Origin of the sequence: Pseudomonas putida (genome assembly GCF_028682395.1) — a bacterium.
GTDB lineage: Bacteria > Pseudomonadota > Gammaproteobacteria > Pseudomonadales > Pseudomonadaceae > Aquipseudomonas > Aquipseudomonas putida_AB.
The window spans coordinates 451,294-475,043 of record NZ_JANHLC010000004.1 but is presented as its reverse complement, the minus strand read 5'-3'; the positions used below and the strand labels follow the sequence as shown (position 1 = coordinate 475,043).

Genomic DNA, 23,750 nt, shown 5'->3' with positions numbered 1-23,750 from the left:
AGCGACTCGTACCTCGCAACGCGATCGGGAAAATCGCCCGCAGTTGGAAAAACCCCCGGGTTCGACCGGTAAATCACGACAAACGGCAGATGGATGATGGCAATTGGATATAACGCATGCCTATAACCATGAAATAATTATGACAAATACGTCTTAGACGGCTTCGTAAGCCAGCTACCTTGTATTTTCCCTATTTCCTTGCCGTTTCTGGAGCTGTCATGAACACCGCAGCATTGCGTGAGCAGATCCTTCGAGCCCATCAGCACGAGGCCAGTACCGGCCAGCTGACGCGCCAGTTGGAAAGCCAGTTGCCCCACCTGCACCCTGCGATCCAGGTGCCCGATGTCGATGCCCAGGGTGTGATGACTCGTTTTGTCGCCGCCTATATCGACCAGGTCCCGGACCTCCTGGACGCCGCCAACGAAGTGGCCCGTGAAGCCGGTATCGAGTCGCAGATCAAGCCGGTGCTCAAGATTGCCGAGCATTTCTTTAGCCAGCCGCCGGCGATCATGGCCGGGCACGAAGGCCTCGACAGCCTGTTGGACGAAGCCTACCTGGCGCATCGCCTGGTCGAGGAGATCAACGATCTCTATATCAAGCACTTCGGGCTGCCGCTGATCCCGCTGGACACCACCGTGGCCAACCTGATCGCTCACCAACTGATCGGCGAAGCCTTCGCCAACCAGCTGGACGAAGCGGTGCACCATGCGATCGATGAAATGCTCAATGAGGAGAGTTTTGCGCTGGAGTCGGTAGAGAGCTATCGCGAGCGTCTCAACAGCCCGGATACGCAAGCTGCCTGGAAGCGCTGGCCGTGCCTATCACGCCAACTCGGGGTCGAGCTGGAGCTGGACCAACCTGCGGCTTGATCCCCTTGGAAACCCTGTAGGAGTGAGTTGTTTCGCTCCTACAGAGGACCGGGATTAGAAGCGGGCCTTGGGTGTGGCCATGGGAATTGGCAGCGGGCCGTCCAGCGGCAGGAAGCAGCCCTTGTCGGCGTCGTACGCCTTGATCTCGCTGGTCTCGATGCTGTAGACCCAGCCATGGATAAACAGCTGCCCATTGGCCATGCGCGAAGCCACCGACGGATGAGTGCGCAGGTGTTGCAGTTGGGCAATCACGTTCTCTTCGGTGAGCACGTGCATGCTTTCGCTTTCGTCGGCGCAGTTGCAGTTTTCCTGGACCATCGTTTTCGCCACTTCGGCGTGCTGCAGCCAGGCCTTGACCGTCGGCATCTTCTCCAGGCTCTGCGGGTTGAGTACCGCACGCATGGCCCCGCAATCGGAATGCCCGCAGACAATGATGTGGTGCACGCCCAGCGCCAGCACCGCGTATTCGATGGCCGTGGAGACACCGCCGTTCATCTGCCCATAGGGCGGCACGATATTGCCGACGTTACGCGTCACAAATAAGTCGCCGGGGGAGCTCTGGGTAATCAGCTCGGGCACGATGCGTGAATCGGCGCAGGCGATAAACATCGCGCGAGGCCGTTGGGCAGTGGCGAGCTTCTTGAACAGTTCTTCCTGTTGTGGAAAGACCTCATGGCGAAAGTGCAGGAAACCGTCAACGATATGCCGCAGCGCAATGTCGGCGGTTTCAGCATCGGTTTGGGCGGTTTGCGGCTCGGCTGTAGGCCGCGAGTCCTGGTCACTCATGATTCACTCTCTTCAACAAATGGAAAGGTACGGCACAATCGGCCGTAACAAGGCATTGCCTGACGGCGGCTACAGTATAGATCCGTCCCCGGTTTCGATAGACCGCCCGTGCCCATTCAGCGTTCAGAGCAGCGACATCTGCCCTCCCGGCGGACAAAAGGCGCTGCAGTCGAGATTGAAGCCCTGCCGTCGATTGAGCCCCAGTCGCTTGATCGCCACGGCGAAGCGCTGGGCCAGCAGATCGGCAAAAGGCCCTTCGCCCCGCATGCGTGCGCCGAAGCGGCTGTCGTAGAGGTCGCCCCCGCGCAACTGGCGAACCAGGCTCAGTACGTGCGCCGCTCGCTGTGGGTAATGGGCGGCGAGCCACTCCTCGAACAGCGGCGCGACCTCCAGCGGCAGGCGTAGCAGCATGTACGCCGCGCTCTGCGCTCCGGCTGCGTGGGCCTCGCCGAGCAGGCGCTCCAACTCGCTGTCATTGATCATCGGAATCATCGGCGAGCACAGCACCCCGACCGGTATTCCGGCCTCGCGCATGACCCGGATCGCCCGCAGGCGTGCCTTGGGCGCCGCAGCGCGTGGTTCGAGAATGCGCTTGAGCTCGTCGTCCAGGGTGGTCAGGCTGATCATCACGGCCACCAGGCGCTGCTCGGCCAGTTCGGCCAGCAGGTCGAGGTCGCGCAGAATCAATGAGCCCTTAGTCACGATCGTCACCGGGTGGCGATAACGCAGCAGCACTTCGAGCAGGCCCCGGGTGATCTTCTGTTCGCGCTCGATGGGTTGGTAGGGGTCGGTATTGGAGCCCAGGTTGATCGGCGCGCAGCGATAGCCGGGTTTGGACAGCTGCTGCTCAAGTACGGCAGCGGCATTGGTCTTGGCGATCAGCTTGGTTTCGAAATCGAGCCCTGGCGACAGGTCCCAGTAGGCGTGGCTGGGGCGGGCATAGCAGTAGATGCAACCGTGCTCGCAACCGCGATAAGGATTGATCGAGCGGTCAAACGGCAGGTCCGGCGAGCTGTTGCGGGTGATGATGGTCTTGGCCGTTTCGATCCGCACTTCGGTGCCCTGGGTCAGCGGTGCTTCCTGGTACCAGCCATCGTCCTCGGCCTGGGAGCGACGCGGGGCAAAACGGTTGTGCGGATTGTGACCGGTACCGCGACCCCGGGGTGGTAGAGCCGTGTTCATGGGAAGCATCTCGTATGCTGTGTTTATATACAGTATACGAGCCGTGCGACCCTGCCTAGCACCGCTGGGTCACTTGGCCGAGATCGCTCTTCATGAGTTTTTGACAAAGCCCTCACAGTCCTTTGACCGTGCCTCATCGAAGCTGCGGGCCTTGTCCATCACTGCCTCGGTTACTCCCAGCATGCCCAGACTACGCCGCCTTGCCATTTTCCTGATGCTCGCCCTGCTATGGACAACACCGGGTGCCCAGGCTGACGAGGCCGGTGCCGAGCGCCCGGTCCAATGGGCCCAGCCCGTGGGTACCCAATACAACCTGCACCAGATGACCCCGACGCTGTATCGCAGTGCCTTGCCCGATGCCAAGGCCGTCGCCCTGCTGCAGTCGTTGCAGATCGGCACCGTGGTCAACTTTCTTCCGGAGTCGGACGACAGCTGGCTGCCACCTGGCAATATCACGCGGGTGCAGCAGCCTTATCGGACCAACCACGTCGACGATGCCGACATCATTGCCGCCTTGCGCGCCATTCGTGCGGCTGAAGCCGAAGGCCCGGTGCTGATGCATTGCAAGCATGGCTCCGATCGCACGGGGCTGATTGCGGCCATGTACCGCGTGGTGATCCAGGGTTGGAGCAAGGATGAAGCCATCAGTGAAATGACTCAGGGCGGGTTTGGCGAAAATGACCATTTCAAGGACAGCATTCGCTACATGATGCATGCCGATGTCGACAAACTACGCGAAGCGCTGGCCAGCGGCGCGTGCAGTACCAGCCCCTACGCCACCTGTGCGTTGAAAAGCTGGCTCAAGTCCGCCGGGGCGTAAGCGGCAGGCTGAAAAAAACCGCTCTGGATGAGCGGTTTTTTAGGCCTGGATAAGCGGGTTCGTCCTTCGGTTCTCTTGAAGGCGCGAGGTCAGTCCTGGGGTTTTTTCAGCTTGGGATTGGGGAAGAACTGCACAGTCTGCACCTTGCTGTCCGCCGGCTTGGGCGTCGCCACATTGACCCGCGTCCCCAGCTCCTTGGGCACCGACAGGCCCTGTTCATTGAGGGTGTCGGCATACCCGCAGGCCACGCACTCGCGATGGGGTACGTCATTCTCGTTCCACATCATCAGTTTGTCTGGCTCGCTGCACGCCGGGCAGACCGCCCCGGCGATAAAGCGCTTCTTGGTCTTGGTCACAGGGGCGTCGCTCATGCTGCTGCCTCTTCGCTCAGGCCGCAGTGACGCAGCAGGGCATCGATGGACGGCTCGCGTCCACGGAAGTCGACGAACAACACCATCGGTGCCTGGGAGCCACCACGGGCCAGGATCGCTTCGCGGAACGCGCGACCGGTCTCGGCATTGAGTACGCCTTCTTCTTCGAAGCGCGAAAAGGCATCTGCCGACAGCACTTCTGCCCACTTGTAGCTGTAGTACCCCGCCGCGTAACCGCCGGCGAAGATATGCGCGAAGCTGTTCGGGAAGCGGTTATAGGCCGGTGGGCGCATGACCGAGACTTCGTCGCGGATACCTTCGAGTACCTGCCGCACGCTGCGACCATCGCCATGGGTGGCGTGCAACTCGAAGTCGAACAGCGAGAACTCCAGCTGGCGCACCATCATCAGGCCGGACTGGAAGTTTTTCGCCGCGAGCATTTTTTCCAGCAGATCCTGAGGCAGCGGTTCGCCGCTTTCGTAATGGCCGGAGATCAGCGCCAGGCCTTCGGGCTCCCAGCACCAGTTTTCCATGAACTGGCTAGGCAGCTCGACGGCATCCCAGGCCACGCCATTGATCCCGGAAACCCCGGCATGCTCGACGCGGGTCAGCAGGTGGTGCAGGCCGTGGCCGAACTCGTGGAACAGGGTGGTGACTTCATCATGGGTCAGCAGGGCCGGCTGGCCGGCGACCGCCGGCGTGAAGTTGCACACCAGGTTGGCCACGGGGCGTTGCAGCACGCCGTCGGCGGTACGGCGGCGGTCGCGGGCACCGTCCATCCAGGCGCCGCCACGCTTGTTGGCGCGCGCATACAGGTCGAAGAAGAAACGCCCTACCGGCTGGCCGTTCTCGCTGATTTCAAACAGGCGGACATCCGGGTGCCAGGTATCGAAGCCTTTCTGCTCGGCGATCTCGATGCCATACAGGCGCTGGACAATGGCGAACAGGCCGCCCAACACTTTGTCGATCGGGAAGTAGGCGCGCAGGGCTTCCTGGGACACGCTGTAGCGCTGCTCACGCAGCTTCTCGCCGTAGAAACCGCTGTCCCAGCTCTGCAACTGCGCGCAACCCTGCTCGGCGGCATAGGCCTTGAGCTGTTGCAGGTCCCGGGCGGCAAAGGGTTTGCTGCGCTTGGCCAGGTCCCGTAGGAAACTCAGCACCTGGTCGCTGGATTCGGCCATTTTGGTGGCCAGGCTCAACTCGGCAAAACTGGTGAAACCCAGCAGCTTGGCCAATTCCTGGCGTAGGTCGAGGATCTCTTCCATCACCGGGCCGTTATCGTTCTGACCGGCATTCGGGCCCTGGTCCGAGGCGCGGGTGCAGTACGCCGCGTAGACTTCTTCGCGCAGGGCTCGGTCGTGGGCGTAGGTCATTACTGCAAAGTAGCTGGGGAATTCCAGATTGATCAGCCAGCCATCCAGGCCCTTGGCTTCGGCCGCAGCGGCCATCTGGGCCTTGGCCGAGTCGGTCAGACCGGTCAGGGCGGCTTCGTCGGTGACGTGCTTGGTCCAGGCCTGGGTTGCATCGAGCAATTGGTTGGAGAAACGGCTGCCCAGCTCGGACAGCTTGCTTTGTACCTCGGCATAGCGTTTCTGCTCGGCCGGCGGCAGGTCGATGCCCGACAGACGGAAGTCGCGCAGCGAGTGTTCGAGGATGGTTTTCTGCGCCACATCGAAGCCGGCGGCTTCAGGGCTATTGGCCAGGGCTTCGAAGGCCTGGAACAATGCGCGGTTCTGGCCCATCTCGGTGGCATAGGCGCTCAGGGCGGGCAGGCACGCCTCATAGGCTTCGCGCAGTTCAGCGCTGTTGCACACCGCATTCAGATGGCTGACCGGGCTCCAGGCGGCGCCCAGGCGATCATTGAGCTCATCCATGGCCAGGACCAGGCCGGCCCAGCTCGGTTGCTGGCCCTGGCTGGCGAGGATCGTGGCGATGGCCGCGCGGTTGTCGGCGAGGATCTGTTCGATGGCCGGCTGCACGTGCTCGGCACGGATCGCCGAGAACGGCGGCAGGTCGTAGGGCTGCAGAAGAGGGTTGTTCACGCTCACGGTTTGGCACCTTGGCTGGAAGAAACATGGGAGCATCTTAATTACAATCGGCGCTCACCGCAGCTATCAGCAAAATAGAGGAAGTCGATCATGGCTATTCGCAAGTATCAAAACCACACGCCTGTGCTCGGCGAACGGGCCTTCGTCGACCGCTCGGCGGTGGTGATCGGCGATGTCGAGATCGGTACCGACAGCTCGGTCTGGCCGCTGACCACCATTCGGGGCGATATGCATCGGATCCGCATCGGCGCGCGCACCAGCGTACAGGACGGCTGCGTGCTGCATATCACCCATGCCGGGCCGTTCAATCCCGAAGGTTTTCCCTTGCTGATCGGCGACGATGTGACCATCGCCCATAAAGTCATGCTCCATGGCTGCCAGGTGGGCAGCCGGGTGCTGATCGGTATGGGGAGCATTGTGATGGACGGTGCCGTGCTCGAAGACGATGTGATTGTGGGGGCTGGCAGCCTGGTGCCGCCGGGCAAGCGCCTGGCCAGCGGATTTCTCTATGTCGGCAGCCCGGTCAAGCAGGCCCGTGCCCTGACAGATAAGGAAAAAGCCTTTTTCACCTACAGCGCCGCGAATTACGTGAAGCTCAAGGATCAGCACCTGGCCGAAGGCTATGACCGGATCGATTGAGCGTTTTTTATACAGACCAGGATATTGCATGCACTACCAGACGATTCTCTTCGACCTCGACGGCACCCTGACCGACCCGCGTGAGGGCATCACCCGTTCGATCCAGTACGCCCTGGGCAAGCTGGGTATCGAAGAGCCCGACTTGCGCAAGCTCGAACACTTTATCGGCCCGCCGCTGTTGCAGGCCTTTATGCAGTTCTATGGCTTTGACGAGGCGAAAGCCTGGGACGCGGTAAATTTTTATCGCGAGCGCTTCAAGGTCAATGGGCTCTATGAAAACCAGGTGTTCGAAGGCGTAACGCCCTTGCTGGAAACCCTGGGCGGGCAGGGCCGGCAGCTGTATATCGCCACCTCCAAGCCGTGGGTATTTGCCCGCGAGATCGCCCGGCATTTCGACTTTGCCCGCCACTTCAAGGTGATTTATGGCAGCGAACTGGATGGAACGCGCACCGACAAGGTCGAGCTGATTGCCCATCTGCTGAGCGAAGAAGGCCTGGACCCGCGTGAGACATTGATGATCGGCGACCGTAAGCACGACTTGATCGGCGCGGCCCGCAATGGCCTGGACGCCGCGGCGGTGGGCTATGGCTTTGGCAGCGCCGAAGAGCTGGCGGCCGAGCAGCCGGCTTATCACTTCCAGACCCTGGCCGAGTTGCACCAGGCGTTTATTCGCGGGTGAACGCAGGCCGCCGCCGGCTGTGATCGCGAGTCAAGGGTTACGGCGCGTTTTTCTGCGTCTGAGCCAGGTGTTGCAGCGCGCTCTTGCGCTCGCGCATGGGTAATGCGCCGAGGGTTTCCACGGCGCGATAGAACGCCTGCCAGTCGCCCTGTTCCTGCTGGAACAGGGCGGCAAAGGCTGGCACCCATTTGTCATAAAGGCCGAAGGGCAGCAGCTTGGCGTTGTTCAGCGGCGTATACACCCAGGCATCGTAGCGTTTGTCTCCTGCCCATTGGTTGTCGCGCAGTTGTTGGTAGTCCGTGCGCAAACGGGCGAACTCGGCTTGCTTGCCCGCCCGCATCTGCGCGGGCGCCAAGGGTTGGCCATAGAGCGTGTGCAAGCGTTCGCGGGCGTCGAGAATCAGCTGGATAAATTGCTCGCGCTGGCGCGCCTGGTCAATTTGCAATGGTGGCAAACCGCGGGCGGCGCGCCATTGGCGGCTACCCTCCTGTTCGACGAAATGGGCGAAGGACTCATTGAACTCGGTGTCGTCCTGCACATAGAAACGCTGGTGGGCCAACTCATGGAAAATCAGGCTGGCCAGGCGTTCGTCGCCCCAGGTGAGCATCGAACTGAGGATCGGGTCGTCGAACCAGCCCAGGGTCGAATAGGCCTCGACTCCGCCGATATACACATCCATGCCCTGCTGGCGTTGCAGCGCCGCCTCGCCGCGGGCCGCGCCCTGGCTGTAGTAGCCGCGGTAGGCGACGCAGCCGGCAATGGGGAAGCAATGGGTTTGCGGGCTCAGGGAAAATTCCGGAGTGGCGAATACATTCCACACCACGTACGGCCGCTGGATATCGGCATAGAGCCGGTAGCTGCGGTTGTCCGGCAGGTGCAACTGTGCACTGGCGAAGTCCCGCGCCTTCTGGGCCTGGGCCAGTTGTGCACGCAGGCGCGGGTCGCGGGTGGGGTCGTCAATCACTGCCGCCACCGGCTCGCGTGCCTGCAGCAGTCGCCATTGGCCACTGCCCAGTTGGCTGTAGTAACCCAGGCTGGAGCAGCCACCGAGCCATAGGGCCAGGGCCCCCGTCAGCGCGGTGCGCAAGGCGAGAAGGGAAAGACGGCTTGCGAGGGGTTTATTCACGATTCGGGGGATCCAGGGCAGCAGACACAGAGACTAGCCTGCCAGGCCGCGAGGCTGCCAGTCGTGGCGATCAAGGCTATGCTTAAGGCTTGAACCCACCTGGACAGCGTTATGCGCCAACCCCTGATCCTGCTTGCCCTGGCTGCCCTGAGTGGCTGCGCCAGCCCCTTGCCCGAGGTCGATCCGCAGATGGCCTGGGTCGACTTGTCGACCATGACCGGCAAGCTGGTCATGGCCGAACGCCTGGACAATCGCAAACTCGATGACGGTCGTTATTTCCAGGTCAGCCCCGGCAGCCATGAGTTGCAGGTGCGTTTTGATTTTGAGATCTACAGCAGCGGCATGGGGATCGATACCGAGCCCAGCGAGCGCTTGTGCTACCTGACGGTACGCTATGATGACTTCCAGGCTGGCCAGCGTTATCGGCTTGAAGCACGGTCCATTGTGATGACGCCCAGCGCGCGGCTGTATGACGCCAGTGGCCAGGTCGTCGCCCGCGAGCGCCTGGCTCGCTGCCTGCCGTAGCCCGGGTTACTCGTCGTTCTTCTGGTAGATGATTTTCTTGCTGCCATTTTCACAGCTGCCCACGACCATGTTCTTGTCCTTTACATCGTCGTTGCTGACGATTTCCAGGGTGTAGGACGCCACACCGGCGGCCTGGATCTTGGTCTCGATCTCGGTCTTGAGTGCTTCACAGGGCTTGGGCGCGGCCAGGGCCGAAGTGGCCAGGGCGCAGCAGATAAACCCCAGGGCGAAATGTTTCATGTGCGTGGCTCCCTTGTCGCAGCGCACCGGGAGGTCGGCGCTATGGGCTGCGAACAATGATTCGACCACAGACGCCAAAGGCAAGTTCTGACAGAGCGCAGGGAAACCCGCCCCAGTCACGGAGCGGGAGTATCCGTCAGCCGATCAGGCTCGCCTCCAGGGTGATCTTCGCGTTCAGTACTTTGGAAACTGGACAACCTTCCTTGGCCTTTTGGGTCAGCTCGGTAAATTGCTGCTGGCTGGCGCCAGGGATTTTCGCCTTGAGCACCAGGTGGACTGCGCTGATGGCAAAGCCGCCATCGACCTGATCGAGAGTGACCTGGGCCTCGGTATCAATGCTCTCGGCCTTGAGCCCCGCTTCGCCGAGTATCATCGACAGGGCCATGGAGAAGCAGCCGGCATGGGCCGCGCCGATCAACTCCTCGGGATTGGTGCCCCGACCGCCTTCGAAGCGGGCCTTGAAACCGTAGGGCGCTTCGCGCAGCACCCCGGTCTCGGTGGAAATATGGCCGATGCCGGTCTTCAGATCGCCTTCCCAGTGAGCTGATGCCTTTTTCTTGATACTCATCTGTCTCTCCTCGAACTGCGGCGTGAAGGGTTCACGCGCTGACTAGGGTTCTGAGGATAGACGTCGCTGCAAAGTTCAGCCCGACCGCACGAAGAGCGGTCAACACGGCAAAAAACGCATTGGCCCTTGAATCTCGGGTATATGCCCATATTGCACATTCACTGGCAGGTTTTTCGTCGCCAAGGCGAGCCTGCGTACCCCACTGCCGTGTACCCCACCGGAGTAGCAGGCCCATGACTCGTTTGTCCGACATCAAATTCTCCACCCTGGATCTGGTGCCCGTGCGCGCCAATGGCAGCCCGGCGCAGTCCCTGCGCAATTCCCTGGACCTGGCGCAGCATGTCGAGAAGTTCGGCTACAACCGCTTCTGGGTCGCCGAGCATCACAATATGGACGGTATCGCCAGTTCGGCGACCTCGGTGCTGATCGGCTACCTGGCGGGCGGGACGTCGACCATCCGTGTCGGCTCCGGCGGCGTGATGTTGCCCAATCACGCGCCACTGGTGATCGCCGAGCAGTTCGGCACCCTCGAAAGCCTCTACCCGGGTCGCATCGACCTGGGCCTGGGGCGCGCGCCGGGCTCCGACCAGATGACCGCCCGCGCCTTGCGCCGTGAGCGCTCGGGCAGTGCCGACGATTTCCCCGAAGATGTGGCGGAGCTGATGGCCTACCTTGGCCCACGAACGTCCGACCAACGGGTGATTGCCATGCCGGGCACCGGGACCCAGGTGCCGGTCTGGCTGCTGGGCTCCAGCCTGTTCAGTGCCCAGTTGGCCGGTGAACGCGGCTTGCCCTATGCCTTCGCTTCGCACTTTGCGCCGCGCTACATGCATGAAGCGATTCGCGTGTACCGCAATCACTTCAAGCCTTCAGCCGTGCTCGACAAGCCGTATGTGATGCTGGGCGTGCCGCTGGTCGCTGCGGATACCGACGAGCAGGCGGACTATCTGGCCACCTCGGTGTACCAGCGCATCCTGGCGTTGATGCGTGGGCAGAGTCTGGTCCAGCGGCCACCGGTGAAAACCATGGACGGTCTCTGGCTGCCCCATGAAAAAGACGCGGTGGCCAGCTTCCTCGGCCTGGCCATGGTGGGCAGCCCGGCGAAGATCAAGGCCAAGCTTGAGGTGCTGATCGAGCAGACCCAGGCCGATGAACTGATCTTCACCTGCGACCTCTACGAGCATGCCGATCGGATTCACTCCTACGAGCTGCTGGCGCAGGTCATGCAGGGCTGAGTCCAAAAAAACGCCGGCCCCGGGAGTATCGCTCCCGGGGCCGGCGTTTTTGTATGCGCTTTAGCCGCGTTTGTAGACGAGTTCCTTGGTGCCGCCCTCGCAACTGCCAACGACCTTGCCGTCAGCCGACTCACCTTTCTTGACGGCTTGCAGCGTGTAGTGCTTGACGCCATTGGCCTCGATCTTCGCAGCGATTTCGCTTTTCAGCTCTTCACAGGGCTTGCCGGCCGCCATCGCGGTTCCCGCCAGGCTCAATAACCCAATCGCCAATACAATTTTCTTCATCGCTCACATTCCTTGGTCAGATCACAAAGGTAGGCGTCGACGCCCGCACGGACGTGGCCGAGGTTAAATAGCGCTTTGCCACTTCCTATGGCATTCGGCCAGCGTACAAGTTCAGAAGCCTAGCCCAAACTCAGCTATCGGCAATGCGAAAGCCAACCTTGAGGGTGACCTGGAAGTGCGCGGCCTTGCCGTTCTTGATGTGCCCGCGGGTTTCGGTCACTTCGAACCATTCCAGGTGCTTGATGCTTTTGCTCGCCTCGGCCAGCGCGTTGTTGATCGCGTCCTCGATGCTGGTGGGGGAGGAACCGACCAGTTCGACTTTCTTGTACGTGTGGTGATCGCTCATATCGCTCTCCTTTTGTCGTAAATCAAAGCCTAGCAGCGAATCCTGCGAATACTTGGAAGGGAGAACTCCGGGATGGGTTTCGATAGATGGCACTTTCAGCGGTGCGTGCAGTCGGAACCCTCACACGTCACCCAACTGTAGGAGAGCCGACATGGCCAGTAATTCGTTACGCAAAGCCTCATTGGAAAGCATGGAAGCGGAGATCGAGAGCCTGCTCAAGTCCCTGGAAAGCCTTAAGGACGACGCCTCGGACGAGTCGCGCAAAACCCTCAAGGCCCTGAAAAGCAATGCCGAGAATGCTCTCAAGCACTCGCGCCATCTGCTGAGCGACGCCTATGAAGAGGTCAAGACCAAAACCCGCGAAACCGGGATCGCCACCCGCGACTACGCCCAGGAACACCCCTGGACGACCGCGGGCGTTGCCGTCGGGGCCCTGGGCCTGCTGGCGGCCTATCTGCTGTGCAAGCGCGGCGATTAAGCAGCGCCGCGGCTGAATCGCCGGGCTAGCCCTCGGCGGCGGCCTGCAGTTCCTGCTGTAACCATTGCGCCAACTGCCCGGCGCGCCCGTCCGCGGCGCGCTTGGGCAGCCACAGTGCCAGTCGCCCCGGGGTTTCGTTGAAACCCCACGGCGCGACCAGCCGACCGGCGCATAAATCGTCCGCGACCAGCGGCTCCGGCGCGATAGCTACGCCCAGTCCTGCCACGGCGGCTTCGAGCAGGTAATACAAGTGCTCGAATCCTTGCCCGTATTTCAATTCCCCCGCGTCGATCCCATTGTGCCGCGCCCAGCTGGGCCAGGCCTGCGGCCGCGAGGTGGTGTGCAAGAGTGCTTCGCTTTTCAAGGCCACGGCCGGCGCTTGGCGCAATGTCTCATAGCGGGCAAAGCGCGGGCTCAGCACCGGACCGATTCGCTCGCTGGCCAATTCATAGACTTGCATGTCCGCAGGCCAAGGTGGCTCGGCGAACAATAGCAGGGCATCGAGCCCGGGCTTGCGCGGGTCCAGGTCGCCCTCGCTGGCCGACAGGTGCAGGCGCAAGTCCGGCAGCTCGGCATTCAGGCGTCCCAGCCGCGGAATAAACCAGCGCGCCAGCAAGCTACCGGAGCAACCCAGCACAAAAGGCGCGTCGGCCGTGCTTTGCGTCAGCTCGGCGCACACGCTGCGCAGGCGCTCGAAGGCTTCGCTGCTGGCATCGCGCAGTCGGATGCCGGAATCTGTGAGTTTAAGTCCACGGCCGTCCTTGATGAAAAGGCTCAGGCCCAAGTGTTCTTCAAGCACCTTCAATTGCCGGCTGACGGCGCCGTGGGTGACGTGCAGCTGCTCGGCAGCCTGGCTGACGCTGTTCAGGCGGGCAGTGGCTTCGAACGCGCGCAGGGCATTGAGGGGCGGGAGGTCGTGGCTCATGGTATCTGTGAGTTTTCCTGACAGGTTGCGGCGATCTTATCGGTTTTCTTCCGCGCCTGTCATGGTTAGAGTGGCCCCATCGAAACCTCTTCACCCTTCGCCTGGAGCGTCCCATGACCCAGTCCAATCTGCGTAACGGCCCTGATGCCAACGGCCTGTTCGGCGACTTTGGTGGCCGCTATGTCGCGGAAACCCTGATGCCGTTGATTCTCGATCTGAACCGTGAGTACGAAGCGGCCAAGGTCGATCCGGCCTTTATCGAAGAGCTGGCCTACTTCCAGCGCGATTATGTCGGCCGCCCGAGCCCGCTGTATTTCGCCGAGCGCCTGACCGAGCATTGCGGCGGGGCGAAGATTTACCTCAAGCGTGAAGAGCTGAACCACACCGGCGCGCACAAGATCAACAACTGCATCGGCCAGATCCTCCTGGCCCGGCGCATGGGTAAGAAACGCATCATCGCCGAGACCGGCGCGGGCATGCACGGCGTAGCGACCGCCACCGTGGCGGCGCGCTTCGGCCTCGATTGCGTGATTTACATGGGCACCACCGATATCGAGCGCCAGCAGGCCAACGTGTTCCGCATGAAGCTGCTGGGCGCCGAAGTGATCCCGGTGGTTGCCGGCACCGGCACCCTCAAAGACGCGATGAACGAAGCGCTGCGTGACTGGGTGACCAATGTCGACAGCACCTTCTACCTGATCGGCACCGTGGCGGGCCCGCACCCTTACCCGGCGATGGTTCGTGACTTCCAGGCGGTGATCGGCAAGGAAACCCGCGAACAGTTGCAGGCCCACGAAGGTCGTCTGCCCGACAGCCTGGTGGCCTGCATCGGCGGTGGTTCGAACGCCATGGGGCTGTTCCACCCGTTCCTCGATGACAGCAGCGTGCGGATTATCGGCGTCGAAGCCGCCGGTCATGGCATCGAGACCGGCAAGCATGCCGCGAGCCTGAACGGCGGCGTGCCGGGCGTGCTGCACGGCAACCGGACTTTCCTGCTTCAGGACGACGATGGCCAGATCATCGACGCCCACTCGATTTCCGCTGGCCTGGATTACCCGGGCATCGGCCCGGAGCATGCCTGGTTGCACGATATCGGCCGGGTCGAATACACCTCGATCACCGATGACGAAGCCCTGGCCGCGTTCCACCAGTGCTGCCGCCTCGAAGGCATTATCCCGGCCCTGGAAAGCGCCCATGCCCTGGCTGAAGTGTTCAAGCTCGCGCCGACGCTGCCCAAGGATCACCTGATGGTGGTCAACCTGTCCGGCCGTGGCGACAAGGATATGCAGACCGTGATGCACCACATGCAACAGTCCCAGCAGGAGAAACACTGATGAGCCGCCTGCAAACGCGTTTTGCCCAACTCAAGCAACAGAACCGTGCGGCCCTGGTGACCTTTGTTACCGCTGGCGACCCGGGGTATGACACTTCGCTGGCAATCCTCAAGGGGCTGCCGGCGGCAGGTGCCGATGTGATCGAACTGGGCATGCCCTTTACCGATCCGATGGCCGATGGCCCGGCGATCCAACTGGCCAATATCCGTGCCCTGGCGGCCCGGCAAAACCTGGCGAAAACCCTGCAGATGGTCCGCGAGTTCCGGGTCGATAACCAGGACACGCCGATTGTGCTGATGGGCTATTTCAACCCGATCCACCACTACGGCGTGCCGCGCTTTATCGCCGAAGCGCGGGAGTCCGGGGTCGATGGCCTGATCGTGGTCGACCTGCCGCCGGAACATAACGCCGAGCTGTGCGACCCGGCCCAGGCCGCCGGCCTGGACTTTATCCGCCTGACCACGCCGACCACCGATGATGCACGCCTGCCGACTGTACTGAACGGCAGCTCCGGCTTTGTCTACTACGTCTCGGTGGCGGGTGTGACCGGCGCCGGTGCCGCGACCCTGGAGCATGTCGAGGAAGCCGTCGCGCGTCTGCGGCGCCATACCGCGTTGCCGATCAGCATTGGTTTCGGCATCCGCACGCCGGAGCAGGCCGCTGCCATTGCCCGTCTGGCAGACGGTGTGGTGGTCGGTTCGGCGTTGATCGATCAGATCGCCGCCGCTGAGTCCGCCCAGCAGGCCGTCGACGGCGTGTTGGGGCTGTGTGCGGCACTGGCAGAGGGCGTGCGTAAAGCCCGCGTCAGCTGAAGGTAAAGTTCCTGATACAGAGGAATCTAAGCTTCGTCCTACAGACTAAGTAGCAAGAATGAGGGGTTCAGAATCATCTTTCTGAACCCCTTTTTGCTGTCTGGTTTCTGAGGAATAACGAATGAACATGCCCAAACGGTTGATTGCGTCTTTAGCCGTACTGATGCTCGGTGCCAGCGCCCTGGCCCAGGCTGCGCCGCCGGACCAGCCGGGTGGCTGGGGTGGCAATCGAGGCGAGCAGGGGCGTGGCGGGCAGCAGCAGGGACATGCTAGCCCGGGTGGGCAAAATGGCCCGAACTGGCGCCAGCCGCCCCAGGACTTTGGCCCGGTGCGCCAGATGATCCGCGATGACCGTGAGCACTTCCACCGTGGCGCGCCACCGCCGCGCAATGTCCGCATCGTGCGTGGCCAGCCGTTGCCCCCGGGGTACTACGGCGAACGGCTGGATAGTCGGGCGTTGTCGCGCCTGCCGGTGTACCACGGCTACGAATGGCGCCGGGCCGGCAGCGATATCGTGTTGATCGCCATAGGTAGCGGGTTGGTCTATGTAGTGCTTGATGGGGTGTTGTATTGATGGGGCTTGAGCGGCAGTCGCTGCTGCCGCGAGGTGGCTAGAGGGCCGCTGGCCCTTCAGCGATGGTAATGACGCCGCGATCGCGGCGGGGGGTAGTCTGCGGCAGCGGCTCGGGCGCGTTTAGAACCCCGACAAATCCAGCGGGCGGATGGCGCCCATCCAGATCGCGTGGTCGCGGTGGTCGGCCAGCTCGTCGCCGGTCAACGGGTGCATGAACACCACCAGGCCCTTGCGATTCAACGCCAGCCAGGGCATGACCACGCCGACATACTCCGGCGCGAACGCCAATTGACAGCTCCAGTCCGGGTGCGGCCCCACTGGGCGCTCGTGTACTCGGCCCATGCTCAAGGGAAAGGTTTTTGCCGCCAGTTCGCACAGCGTCCGGGCCTGGTCGATGGTCGAGGCATCGAAGTAGACATGGGCGTGGTAGCCCTTGATACGTTGCATCGCAATACCCTCACAGCAGGTCGACCCCCGTGGCTCTTTCCAGGGGGCACACCGAATATCCTCAGGAGCCCCGGGAAACGGTGGCTCACGCCAAAAATCTGCGTACATGGTGCCATGAGTCGCCCCAGACCGTCGCCAAACCAGCGGATTTTCCACTGCAAACAAGCGCGACGACTTACACCGCTACCGCCGGCAACGCCACGCCCTTGAGGGACTGGGCATTGCTCGCCTGTTCTGCCTGCAACCAGTCGACGAACAGCTGGATCAGCGCGCCGCGGCGCTTGCGCGGTGGCAGGACCACGTAATAGGCGTACGTCGAGGTCACCGTTTCCTTGATGGGCCGGCACAGATAGCCCTGTTCGAGCAGGTCATCCACCAGATGCCGCCAGCCAATCGCCACGCCCTGGCCAGCAATCGCCGCCTGGATCAGCAGCGTGTAGTTGTCGAAACGCAGCTGGCCCGGGGTGGGAGGTGTATGCAGTCCCAGTTGGCGGAAAACGCCATTCCAGTCGAACCACTGGTTGCCGTTCTCGCTGCGCAGATTCAGCAAGGGCAGTTCCAGCAAGGCCTCGGACGGGAGTGGTAATGCGCGGTCCTTGAGCAGCCCGGCACTGCACACCGGGAACACTTCTTCGTTGAACAACCAGCGGCTTTCACCCTGTTTGAAACGCCCGTCGCCAAACAGCACGGCGACATCGATGTCGCTGCGCAGCATGTGGTGGTTACGTTCACTGGTGACCAGGCTGACGTCGATCAGCGGGTGGGCCGCGTGGAAACGGTGCAGGCGCGGCATCAGCCAGTAGGCCGCAAAGGCAAAGTCAGTGGCCACCTGCAGCACTTCATGTTGGTGCTGGCCGGTGACGGCATTCAAGCCGAGCTCGATCTGTTGGAGCGCCGGCTGCAGTTGTTCGAACAGCAACAGTCCGGCATCGGTCAGCTCGATGCCCCGGTAGATGCGGTCGAACAAGCGCGTGGCCAGTTGTTCTTCCAGTCGCTTGATCTGCTGGCTGATGGCCGGCTGGGTGGTGCCCAGCTCCATGGCGGCGGCAGTGAAGCTGCGATGGCGGGCAGCCGCTTCGAAGACTCGCAGCAGGTCCAGGGACATGTTTCCAAGCGCATCAAACATAAGCTGTACTTATCCTAGTCATTGCCGGCCGTGGGCTTTACCACTATAGCCAGGGGCTCCATTCTCAGGTTCAGCACCACCGCATAACTATTGACTATGGAATGCCGCGATCAGATGAAACGCAAGAATATTCTTTTCATCATGGCCGACCAGATGGCCGCGCCCTTGTTACCGTTCTACGGCGCCTCGCCCATCCGCATGCCCCATCTCAGCCGGCTGGCTGCCACGGGCGTGGTGTTCGACGCGGCCTACTGCAACAGCCCGCTGTGCGCGCCATCGCGTTTCACCTTGGTCAGCGGCCAGCTCCCCAGTCAGATTGGCGCCTACGACAATGCCGCCGATTTCCCTGCCGATATCCCGACGTATGCCCACTACCTGCGTCGCCTGGGCTATCGCACGGCCCTGTCGGGCAAGATGCATTTCTGCGGCCCGGACCAGTTGCATGGCTATGAAGAACGCCTGACCAGCGATATCTATCCCGCCGACTACGGCTGGGCAGTGAACTGGGACGAGCCGGATGTGCGGCCAAGCTGGTACCACAATATGGCGTCGGTCCTGCAGGCCGGGCCCTGCGTGCGCACCAACCAATTGGATTTTGATGAAGAGGTGGTGTTCAAGGCCCGGCAGTATTTGTTCGACCATGTGCGCCAGGCCGGCGACCAGCCGTTTTGCCTGACCGTCTCGATGACCCATCCCCACGATCCGTACACCATTCCCAAGGCTTTCTGGGACCTGTATCGCGACGACGAAATTCCACTGCCCCACACCCCGCCTCAGGCCAGCCTCGACCCCCACTCCCAGCGGTTGCTCAAGGTTTACGACCTATGGGACAAACCCCTGCCTGTGGATAAGATCCGCGCGGCCCGGCGTGCCTACTTCGGGGCCTGCAGTTATATCGACAGCAATGTCGGCAAGCTCCTGCAAACCCTGGAGGACACGGGGATGGCCGACGACACCCTGATCGTCTTCTCCGGCGATCATGGCGATATGCTGGGCGAGCGCGGGCTCTGGTACAAAATGCACTGGTACGAAATGGCCGCGCGGGTCCCGCTGCTGGTGTGCGCGCCAGGGCAGTTTGCGCCCGGGCGCGTAAGTGCGGCAGTGTCCACCGCCGATCTGCTGCCGACCCTGGTCGAACTGGCGGGTGGCCAATTGCAACCCGGGCTGCCACTGGATGGCCGCTCCCTGGTTCCGCACTTGCGTGGCGAGGGCGGGCATGACGAAGTGTTTGGCGAGTACATGGCCGAAGGCACCGTCAGCCCGCTGATGATGATCCGTCGCGGCGCCTACAAATTTATCTACAGCGAAGACGATCCCTGCCTGCTGTTCGATGTGCGCAACGACCCCGGCGAACTGGCGGAGCTCAGCCAGTCGCCCGAACATCGGGCCCTGTTCGAGGCTTTTCTTTCCGAGGCCCGGGCCAAATGGAACATCCCACTGATTCACCAACAGGTACTCGCCAGCCAGCGTCGACGACGTTTTGTCGCCCAGGCGCTGAGCCGTGGCACGCTCAAGAGCTGGGATCACCAGCCGCTGGTCGACGCCAGCCAGCAGTACATGCGCAACCATATCGACCTCGATGATCTGGAGCGCAAGGCACGTTACCCACAACCCTGCCAAAACCAATAAGCAAAAAGGGGAAGGCCATGCATAAGTTATCCACAGTCCTGGGCGTTGCGCTGCTGACATTGAGCAGCCTGGCGGCCCAGGCCGAAGAGGGCTGCAGTGCGACCGTCAAGATGGCGGATCCGGGCTGGAGTGATATTGCCGCGACCAATGCCATTGCCGGGCTGCTGCTCGACGGCCTGGGCTACAAGGCCAGGGTCGACATCCTGGCGGTGCCGATCATTTTTGGCGGGCTCAAGGATGGCCAGGTGGATGTCTTTCTGGGCAACTGGATGCCGGCGCAACAGGGCTTCTATGACAAGTTCATTGCCACTGGCGAAGTGACGCAATTTGCCAAAAACCTTGAGGGCACCGAGTTCACCCTGGCAGTGCCGGACTACGTCTGGGACGCGGGTGTACATGACTTCGCCGACTTGAACACATTTGCCGAAAAATTCGACAGGAAAATCTACGGTATTGGCTCCGGCGCCCCGGCTAATGCCTCGTTGCAGGACATCATCAAGAAAAACGACTTCGAGTTGGGCCAGTGGAAGCTGGTGGAATCCAGTGAACAGGCCATGCTGGCCGAAGTCGCGCGGGCGGTGAAGAGACAGCGCTTCGTCACCTTTCTCGGCTGGACCCCGCACCCGATGAACGTGCAACTCAAGATGCGCTACCTCAAGGGGGGCGAGGCCTATTTTGGCCAGAGCGGCAGTGTCTACACCCTGACTCGCCAGGGTTATGCACAGGCCTGCCCGAATGTCGGCAAGCTGCTGGGCAATCTGGCGTTCACCCAGGAGATGGAAAACGCGATCATGGCCGATGTGGTCAATCGCAAGATCAGCTATGGCGATGCCGCCAAAGCGTGGGTCAAGGCCAATCCGGCGGTGCTGGATCAATGGCTGGAGGGGGTCAAGACCCTGGACGGGCAGGATGGCCTGGCGGCGGTCAAGGCCCGGCTCTAGGCGTCGAGCTCCCTATTGGCCCTGTGCGCGGGTGCCCGCCAGACATCAACGCACAAGGCCAGACGCTTGCACCCTGGTGGCAGACATCGCACCCTGACGCCTTTATCTTCCCCCGAACGAGCGCTCCATGGGCTGGCCTGATCTTCGTACACTCCTGCCGTTTCTCACCTGGCTGCCGCGTCAGACACGCCTCAGTGTCGGGCGCGACCTGATGGTCGGCCTCAGCGGTGCCATTCTCGCCCTGCCACAATCCATCGCCTATGCCCTGATCGCCGGCCTGCCGCCCGAGTACGGTTTGTATGCAGCGATCATTCCGGTCCTGATCGCCTGCCTCTGGGGATCGTCCTGGCATCTGATCTGTGGGCCGACCGCGGCCATCTCCATCGTCCTGTTCGCCAGCGTCAGCCCGCTGGCCGTGCCCGGGAGCCAGGACTACATCAGCCTGATCCTGCTGCTGACGTTTATCGCCGGGGTCTTCCAGTGGCTGCTCGGGATGTTGCGGTTTGGGGCGCTGGTGAATTTTGTCTCCCACTCGGTGGTGCTCGGGTTCACCCTGGGGGCGGCGGTGGTCATCGCCTTGGGCCAGTTGCCGAACCTGCTCGGGCTCAGTGTGCCGAACCAGGCCACGGCGCTGAACAGCCTGCTGGCGCTGGTCGCACATCTCGATCAACTGGATATGCCGTCGATGCTGCTGGGGCTGGGGACGGTCGTGGTCGGCGCGTTGTTCAAGCAACTGTTGCCGCGCTGGCCGACGCTGTTATTGACCCTGGGGCTGGCGAGCCTGATGGTCTGGCTGCTGCCCGGCACCTTTGGCCATGTGCAACTGGTGCAGTCCTTTGTGGGACGCCTGCCGCCCTTCAGCCCGCTACCGCTGGACCTGGACATGATCCTGCGCCTGCTGCCCAGTGCCGTGGCCGTGGGCATGCTCGGGCTGGTGACCAGCCTGTCGATTGCCCGCTCACTGGCGGCCCGTTCCCAACAGTTGATCGATGCCAACCAGGAAGTGCGTGCCCAGGGCCTGTCGAACATGGTCGGCGGGTTGTTTTCCGGTTATCTGTCATCTGGCTCCTTTACCCGTTCGGGGTTGAGCTACGAGGGGGGCGCGTGTTCGCCCCTGGCCGGGGTGTTTTCCGCGCTCTGGGTGGCACTGTTTGCCGTGTGCGGCTCGGCGCTGATCGCCCATATTCCGATCCCGGCCATGGCCGGGAGCATTCTGCTGATCAGTTGGGGGCTGATCGACCATCGCGGCATTCGCGCGCTGTTTCGCGTCAGCCATGCCGAGTTTGTGGTGATGGCCCTGACCTGTGTAGCGACCCTGTTGCTGGAATTGCAGACCGCGATCTATGCCGGCGTGCTGGCCTCGCTGTTTTTCTACCTCAAGCGCACCTCCCAGCCTCGGGTCCAGCATTGGCGTGATGGGGACGATGATGTCCTGCGGGTTGGCGGCTCGATTTTCTTCGGCGCCAGCCATTACCTGCAGGTGCGCCTGCAGCGTTTGCAGGGCCCGCGCGTGGTCATCGAGGCGCAGCACATCAACTTTATCGACTATTCGGGCGTGGAAATGCTGCACCAGGAAGCGCGTCGGTTAGCCCAGCACCATCGCTGCCTGGTGCTGCGCCGCGCTCGACCGCAGGTCGTCGACGAGTTGAAGAAGCTCGAAGGCCCGGACAAGTGCCCCATCCTGTTCGAAGACTAGGCGGGGGCACTGGCCGGTTCGAGTGCTGCTAGCGCACCAGGTGCAGGAACTGCATATGGCGTTCGTACTGGTCGAGGATGTCGTTGATGATCTGCTCTTTGGTGTAGCCCATCAGGTCATAGTCCTGGCTGCCTTCGCTCAGGTGGACTTCGGCGCGATAGTAACGCCGGTTGCGTAACTCCTTGGGGCCCATGCCGCCGCGGGCGAACGAAGGGGTGAAGTAGCCACGCATCTGCACCTGATAGATAAAGGGATGCTGGTCGCCGTGGCCGATTTCCAGGCTGACACTGTCATTGGCCGGGTCCGGCTGGGTGACGACGTTCAGGCCTTTTTCGACAAACACCGCGCTGACTTCCTCGATGGCCGGGCGTACCGTCTGGTCGAGGAAGCGGTAGACCTCGTCGCGCGACGGGAAATGCACCGCCTGGCTCAAGCGCTGACGCCAACCGCCGCGGCGTGAACCGGACACCGGGGCCAGGGAATGCATCTGGGCGATCTTCTTCTGCGATTCGAGATAGAAGGCCTTGTGCAGCCCCCACATCATCAGCAGCAGGATCAGCGAGAACGGCAGGGAAGTCAGCACCACCGCAGATTTCAGCGCGTCGATACTGCCGGAGAACAACAGCGCGCTGGTGACCAGCGCGGTCATCGCGCCCCAGAACACCCGCAGCCATTTCGGGCCATCCTCGTCGGCGTTGCCGCCCCGTGCCGACAGGGTCGACAGCACGACGGTGCCGGAGTCGGCGGACGTGACGAAAAACACAAAGCTGATAAACACCGTGACCGCGATCACGGGCTTGCTCCAGGGGTAGGTTTCCAGCAGCAGGTAGAGGGTCATCGACGGGTTGTCGAGGGCGCTCATGCCCAGGGCACTCATGCCGTGGTTCAGCACTTGGTCGATGGCGCTGTTGCCGAAAATCGACATCCACGCCAGGGTAAAGCCCAGGGGTATCAGCAGGACGCCGAAGACAAACTCACGGATGGTTCGACCGCGGGAGATCCGGGCGATAAACAGCCCGACAAAGGGCGACCAGGCAATCCACCAGGCCCAGTAGAACACCGTCCAGCCACCGAGCCAGTCGCTGGGCTTGTCGTAGGCATAGAGGTCGAAGCTCTTCATCGGCAGGGCGCCGAGGTAGTCACCGATATTCTGCACCAGGGTGTTGAGCAGGTGCTGGGTAGGGCCGGCGAACAATACGAAGAGCAGCAGGGCGCAGGCCAGCAGCATGTTGATATCGGACATCACCCGTACGCCTTTGTCGACGCCGGCCACTGCCACGATGATCGCCGCGCCCATCATCAGGCTGATCAAGCCGACCTGGACCCATTGGGTATGGGCAATACCAAACAGGTAGTCGAGCCCGGCGTTGAGATGCAGTACGCCAAAGCCCATATCAGCGCCCAGGCCGAACACCGTGGCGATGATACCGAAGCCGTCCACCGCATAGCCGATGGGGCCGTTGATGCGTTTGCCGATCAGCGGATACAGCGCTGAGCGTAGGGCCAGGGGGAGGTTGTGGCGGTAGGCGAAATAGGCCAGGGCCATGCCGACAAACGCGAACACGCCCCAGCCGTGCAGGCCCCAGTGCAGAAACAGCAACTGCATGCCCTGGCGTGCAGCCTCGGCGGTGCCGGCTTCGCCCTGGGGCGGCTGGAGCATATGGGTCAGGGGTTCGGAGACGCAGAAAAAGAACAGCGTGATACTGATCCCGGCCGCGAACAGCATGCCGGCCCAGGACAGGTAACTGAACTCGGGTTCGTCGTGGTCGGCACCGAGCTTGATCTTGCCGTAGCCGGACAAGGCGGTGACCACCACGAAGACCAGGTACAGGGTCATAGCCAGCAGGTAATACCAACCGACCGTATTGGCCGCCCAGTCTTGCGCGGCCAGTAGCCATTGGCCGGCGGCTTGGGGCATGGCGATCACCACCAGGCCGAAGATCAGGATAAAGCTCGCGGCGAAGTAGAACACCGGCGGATTCATGCGGACCAGGCCGCTGGTGGGGAGGCTGGAAGCACTCATATCGGGTGCGCCTCATCAGGATGGAAGGTGGCTGAAGGTGTCGGAC

The 23,750-nt window shown here is 62.2% G+C and carries 26 protein-coding genes; 13 read left to right on the top strand and 13 right to left on the bottom strand.

What is annotated here, in order from left to right; translation table 11 throughout:
• The first annotated feature begins 218 nt into the window (after positions 1-218).
• On the top strand, positions 219-869 hold the full coding sequence (locus NPS46_RS13420) for a hypothetical protein (RefSeq protein WP_274107888.1): 651 nt from the start codon (positions 219-221) through the stop codon (positions 867-869).
• Positions 870-923: 54 nt separating this feature from the next.
• Here the strand turns inward: NPS46_RS13420 and NPS46_RS13415 are convergent, their stop codons facing one another.
• Together NPS46_RS13415 and NPS46_RS13410 are read right to left on the bottom strand one after the other, a co-directional pair.
• A complete protein-coding gene (locus NPS46_RS13415) occupies positions 924-1,655 on the bottom strand; it encodes a carbonic anhydrase (RefSeq protein ID WP_274107886.1) in 732 nt (243 codons plus the stop codon).
• 123 nt (positions 1,656-1,778) lie between these two features.
• The gene (locus NPS46_RS13410) at positions 1,779-2,837 is read right to left on the bottom strand and encodes a PA0069 family radical SAM protein (protein WP_274107884.1); all 1,059 of its coding nucleotides are present in this window, start codon (positions 2,835-2,837) and stop codon (positions 1,779-1,781) included.
• A 181-nt stretch (positions 2,838-3,018) separates the two neighbouring features.
• Between NPS46_RS13410 and NPS46_RS13405 the strand changes: the two genes are divergently transcribed.
• On the top strand, positions 3,019-3,657 hold the full coding sequence (locus tag NPS46_RS13405) for a dual specificity protein phosphatase family protein (RefSeq protein ID WP_274107883.1): 639 nt from the start codon (positions 3,019-3,021) through the stop codon (positions 3,655-3,657).
• An 89-nt stretch (positions 3,658-3,746) separates the two neighbouring features.
• Here NPS46_RS13405 and NPS46_RS13400 read toward each other — a convergent pair whose 3' ends face one another.
• Entirely contained in the window at positions 3,747-4,028 is a 282-nt protein-coding gene (locus NPS46_RS13400) for a YheV family putative zinc ribbon protein (RefSeq protein WP_274107882.1), read from the bottom strand.
• Entirely contained in the window at positions 4,025-6,112 is a 2,088-nt protein-coding gene (gene prlC / locus NPS46_RS13395; protein ID WP_274107880.1) for an oligopeptidase A, read from the bottom strand. The genes NPS46_RS13400 and prlC overlap by 4 nt, the downstream gene beginning before the upstream one ends.
• A gap of 54 nt (positions 6,113-6,166) precedes the next feature.
• Between prlC and NPS46_RS13390 the strand changes: the two genes are divergently transcribed.
• Entirely contained in the window at positions 6,167-6,715 is a 549-nt protein-coding gene (locus NPS46_RS13390; RefSeq protein WP_274107878.1) for a gamma carbonic anhydrase family protein, read from the top strand.
• Between the two features lie 28 nt (positions 6,716-6,743).
• Positions 6,744-7,394, top strand: coding sequence for an HAD family hydrolase (locus NPS46_RS13385; RefSeq protein WP_274107876.1), 651 nt, complete (start codon positions 6,744-6,746; stop codon positions 7,392-7,394).
• 37 nt (positions 7,395-7,431) lie between these two features.
• Here NPS46_RS13385 and NPS46_RS13380 read toward each other — a convergent pair whose 3' ends face one another.
• Positions 7,432-8,523 (bottom strand): aminopeptidase, encoded by a 1,092-nt coding sequence (locus NPS46_RS13380; RefSeq protein WP_425312741.1) that lies wholly within the window; start codon positions 8,521-8,523, stop codon positions 7,432-7,434.
• 108 nt (positions 8,524-8,631) lie between these two features.
• Here NPS46_RS13380 and NPS46_RS13375 point away from each other — a divergent pair, with 108 nt between their 5' ends.
• Positions 8,632-9,045: a hypothetical protein gene (locus tag NPS46_RS13375; RefSeq protein ID WP_274107872.1), complete on the top strand. Its 414-nt coding sequence runs from the start codon at positions 8,632-8,634 to the stop codon at positions 9,043-9,045.
• 6 nt (positions 9,046-9,051) lie between these two features.
• Here NPS46_RS13375 and NPS46_RS13370 read toward each other — a convergent pair whose 3' ends face one another.
• Positions 9,052-9,285, bottom strand: coding sequence for a DUF1161 domain-containing protein (locus tag NPS46_RS13370; RefSeq protein WP_274107870.1), 234 nt, complete (start codon positions 9,283-9,285; stop codon positions 9,052-9,054).
• A 136-nt stretch (positions 9,286-9,421) separates the two neighbouring features.
• Positions 9,422-9,853 (bottom strand): OsmC family protein, encoded by a 432-nt coding sequence (locus tag NPS46_RS13365; RefSeq protein WP_274107868.1) that lies wholly within the window; start codon positions 9,851-9,853, stop codon positions 9,422-9,424.
• A 233-nt stretch (positions 9,854-10,086) separates the two neighbouring features.
• Between NPS46_RS13365 and NPS46_RS13360 the strand changes: the two genes are divergently transcribed.
• Positions 10,087-11,088, top strand: coding sequence for an LLM class flavin-dependent oxidoreductase (locus tag NPS46_RS13360; RefSeq protein WP_274107866.1), 1,002 nt, complete (start codon positions 10,087-10,089; stop codon positions 11,086-11,088).
• A 60-nt stretch (positions 11,089-11,148) separates the two neighbouring features.
• On the opposite strand, the gene NPS46_RS13355 is transcribed toward NPS46_RS13360, so the two are convergent.
• Positions 11,149-11,373: a DUF1161 domain-containing protein gene (locus tag NPS46_RS13355; RefSeq protein WP_274107864.1), complete on the bottom strand. Its 225-nt coding sequence runs from the start codon at positions 11,371-11,373 to the stop codon at positions 11,149-11,151.
• A gap of 130 nt (positions 11,374-11,503) precedes the next feature.
• Complete coding sequence (locus NPS46_RS13350) at positions 11,504-11,719, bottom strand: dodecin (RefSeq protein ID WP_274107862.1); 216 nt, start codon at positions 11,717-11,719, stop codon at positions 11,504-11,506.
• Between the two features lie 151 nt (positions 11,720-11,870).
• On the opposite strand from NPS46_RS13350, the gene NPS46_RS13345 reads away from it, so the two are divergent.
• On the top strand, positions 11,871-12,197 hold the full coding sequence (locus NPS46_RS13345) for a DUF883 family protein (RefSeq protein WP_274107860.1): 327 nt from the start codon (positions 11,871-11,873) through the stop codon (positions 12,195-12,197).
• 25 nt (positions 12,198-12,222) lie between these two features.
• Here the strand turns inward: NPS46_RS13345 and NPS46_RS13340 are convergent, their stop codons facing one another.
• Positions 12,223-13,122 (bottom strand): LysR family transcriptional regulator, encoded by a 900-nt coding sequence (locus NPS46_RS13340; RefSeq protein WP_274107858.1) that lies wholly within the window; start codon positions 13,120-13,122, stop codon positions 12,223-12,225.
• 113 nt (positions 13,123-13,235) lie between these two features.
• Between NPS46_RS13340 and trpB the strand changes: the two genes are divergently transcribed.
• From trpB to NPS46_RS13325, 3 genes are all read left to right on the top strand, one after another.
• On the top strand, positions 13,236-14,456 hold the full coding sequence (gene trpB / locus NPS46_RS13335) for a tryptophan synthase subunit beta (RefSeq protein WP_274107856.1): 1,221 nt from the start codon (positions 13,236-13,238) through the stop codon (positions 14,454-14,456).
• The gene (trpA, locus tag NPS46_RS13330; protein WP_274107854.1) at positions 14,456-15,268 is read left to right on the top strand and encodes a tryptophan synthase subunit alpha; all 813 of its coding nucleotides are present in this window, start codon (positions 14,456-14,458) and stop codon (positions 15,266-15,268) included. Before trpB ends, trpA begins: the two co-directional genes overlap by 1 nt.
• 121 nt (positions 15,269-15,389) lie before the next feature.
• Positions 15,390-15,842 (top strand): anti-virulence regulator CigR family protein, encoded by a 453-nt coding sequence (locus NPS46_RS13325; RefSeq protein ID WP_274107852.1) that lies wholly within the window; start codon positions 15,390-15,392, stop codon positions 15,840-15,842.
• Between the two features lie 120 nt (positions 15,843-15,962).
• On the opposite strand, the gene NPS46_RS13320 is transcribed toward NPS46_RS13325, so the two are convergent.
• Both NPS46_RS13320 and NPS46_RS13315 read right to left on the bottom strand, forming a co-directional pair.
• Positions 15,963-16,289 carry a DOPA 4,5-dioxygenase family protein gene (locus tag NPS46_RS13320; RefSeq protein WP_274107850.1) on the bottom strand — a complete coding sequence of 109 codons (327 nt, stop codon included), beginning with the start codon at positions 16,287-16,289 and terminating at the stop codon, positions 15,963-15,965.
• Between the two features lie 175 nt (positions 16,290-16,464).
• Positions 16,465-17,415, bottom strand: coding sequence for a choline sulfate utilization transcriptional regulator (locus NPS46_RS13315; RefSeq protein ID WP_274107848.1), 951 nt, complete (start codon positions 17,413-17,415; stop codon positions 16,465-16,467).
• Positions 17,416-17,529: 114 nt separating this feature from the next.
• Between NPS46_RS13315 and betC the strand changes: the two genes are divergently transcribed.
• The 3 genes from betC to NPS46_RS13300 all read left to right on the top strand — a co-directional run bounded on the left by betC (position 17,530) and on the right by NPS46_RS13300 (position 21,681).
• Positions 17,530-19,044 carry a choline-sulfatase gene (gene betC / locus NPS46_RS13310; protein ID WP_274107846.1) on the top strand — a complete coding sequence of 505 codons (1,515 nt, stop codon included), beginning with the start codon at positions 17,530-17,532 and terminating at the stop codon, positions 19,042-19,044.
• A 17-nt stretch (positions 19,045-19,061) separates the two neighbouring features.
• Positions 19,062-19,985: a choline ABC transporter substrate-binding protein gene (gene choX, locus NPS46_RS13305; protein WP_274107844.1), complete on the top strand. Its 924-nt coding sequence runs from the start codon at positions 19,062-19,064 to the stop codon at positions 19,983-19,985.
• 127 nt (positions 19,986-20,112) lie between these two features.
• Positions 20,113-21,681, top strand: a complete 1,569-nt coding sequence (locus NPS46_RS13300; RefSeq protein ID WP_274107842.1) for a SulP family inorganic anion transporter — start codon at positions 20,113-20,115, stop codon at positions 21,679-21,681.
• A 28-nt stretch (positions 21,682-21,709) separates the two neighbouring features.
• On the opposite strand, the gene betT is transcribed toward NPS46_RS13300, so the two are convergent.
• Positions 21,710-23,665 carry a choline transporter BetT gene (betT, locus tag NPS46_RS13295; RefSeq protein ID WP_274108079.1) on the bottom strand — a complete coding sequence of 652 codons (1,956 nt, stop codon included), beginning with the start codon at positions 23,663-23,665 and terminating at the stop codon, positions 21,710-21,712.
• Positions 23,666-23,750: the final 85 nt, after the last annotated feature.

Excerpts from the sequence above, each read along its gene's own strand:
- NPS46_RS13415 (WP_274107886.1), bottom strand. The coding sequence starts at position 1,655 with ATGAGTGACCAGGACTCGCGGCCTACAGCCGAGCCGCAAACCGCCCAA.
- prlC (WP_274107880.1), bottom strand. The coding sequence starts at position 6,112 with ATGCTCCCATGTTTCTTCCAGCCAAGGTGCCAAACCGTGAGCGTGAAC.
- NPS46_RS13320 (WP_274107850.1), bottom strand. The coding sequence starts at position 16,289 with ATGCAACGTATCAAGGGCTACCACGCCCATGTCTACTTCGATGCCTCG.
- NPS46_RS13300 (WP_274107842.1), top strand. The coding sequence starts at position 20,113 with ATGGGCTGGCCTGATCTTCGTACACTCCTGCCGTTTCTCACCTGGCTG.
- NPS46_RS13340 (WP_274107858.1), bottom strand. The coding sequence starts at position 13,122 with ATGAGCCACGACCTCCCGCCCCTCAATGCCCTGCGCGCGTTCGAAGCC.
- choX (WP_274107844.1), top strand. The coding sequence starts at position 19,062 with ATGCATAAGTTATCCACAGTCCTGGGCGTTGCGCTGCTGACATTGAGC.
- NPS46_RS13385 (WP_274107876.1), top strand. The coding sequence starts at position 6,744 with ATGCACTACCAGACGATTCTCTTCGACCTCGACGGCACCCTGACCGAC.
- NPS46_RS13400 (WP_274107882.1), bottom strand. The coding sequence starts at position 4,028 with ATGAGCGACGCCCCTGTGACCAAGACCAAGAAGCGCTTTATCGCCGGG.
- NPS46_RS13410 (WP_274107884.1), bottom strand. The coding sequence starts at position 2,837 with ATGAACACGGCTCTACCACCCCGGGGTCGCGGTACCGGTCACAATCCG.
- NPS46_RS13375 (WP_274107872.1), top strand. The coding sequence starts at position 8,632 with ATGCGCCAACCCCTGATCCTGCTTGCCCTGGCTGCCCTGAGTGGCTGC.
- NPS46_RS13350 (WP_274107862.1), bottom strand. The coding sequence starts at position 11,719 with ATGAGCGATCACCACACGTACAAGAAAGTCGAACTGGTCGGTTCCTCC.
- betC (WP_274107846.1), top strand. The coding sequence starts at position 17,530 with ATGAAACGCAAGAATATTCTTTTCATCATGGCCGACCAGATGGCCGCG.
- betT (WP_274108079.1), bottom strand. The coding sequence starts at position 23,665 with ATGAATCCGCCGGTGTTCTACTTCGCCGCGAGCTTTATCCTGATCTTC.
- NPS46_RS13365 (WP_274107868.1), bottom strand. The coding sequence starts at position 9,853 with ATGAGTATCAAGAAAAAGGCATCAGCTCACTGGGAAGGCGATCTGAAG.
- NPS46_RS13360 (WP_274107866.1), top strand. The coding sequence starts at position 10,087 with ATGACTCGTTTGTCCGACATCAAATTCTCCACCCTGGATCTGGTGCCC.
- NPS46_RS13370 (WP_274107870.1), bottom strand. The coding sequence starts at position 9,285 with ATGAAACATTTCGCCCTGGGGTTTATCTGCTGCGCCCTGGCCACTTCG.
- trpB (WP_274107856.1), top strand. The coding sequence starts at position 13,236 with ATGACCCAGTCCAATCTGCGTAACGGCCCTGATGCCAACGGCCTGTTC.
- trpA (WP_274107854.1), top strand. The coding sequence starts at position 14,456 with ATGAGCCGCCTGCAAACGCGTTTTGCCCAACTCAAGCAACAGAACCGT.
- NPS46_RS13355 (WP_274107864.1), bottom strand. The coding sequence starts at position 11,373 with ATGAAGAAAATTGTATTGGCGATTGGGTTATTGAGCCTGGCGGGAACC.
- NPS46_RS13315 (WP_274107848.1), bottom strand. The coding sequence starts at position 17,415 with ATGTTTGATGCGCTTGGAAACATGTCCCTGGACCTGCTGCGAGTCTTC.
- NPS46_RS13405 (WP_274107883.1), top strand. The coding sequence starts at position 3,019 with ATGCCCAGACTACGCCGCCTTGCCATTTTCCTGATGCTCGCCCTGCTA.
- NPS46_RS13420 (WP_274107888.1), top strand. The coding sequence starts at position 219 with ATGAACACCGCAGCATTGCGTGAGCAGATCCTTCGAGCCCATCAGCAC.
- NPS46_RS13325 (WP_274107852.1), top strand. The coding sequence starts at position 15,390 with ATGAACATGCCCAAACGGTTGATTGCGTCTTTAGCCGTACTGATGCTC.
- NPS46_RS13390 (WP_274107878.1), top strand. The coding sequence starts at position 6,167 with ATGGCTATTCGCAAGTATCAAAACCACACGCCTGTGCTCGGCGAACGG.
- NPS46_RS13345 (WP_274107860.1), top strand. The coding sequence starts at position 11,871 with ATGGCCAGTAATTCGTTACGCAAAGCCTCATTGGAAAGCATGGAAGCG.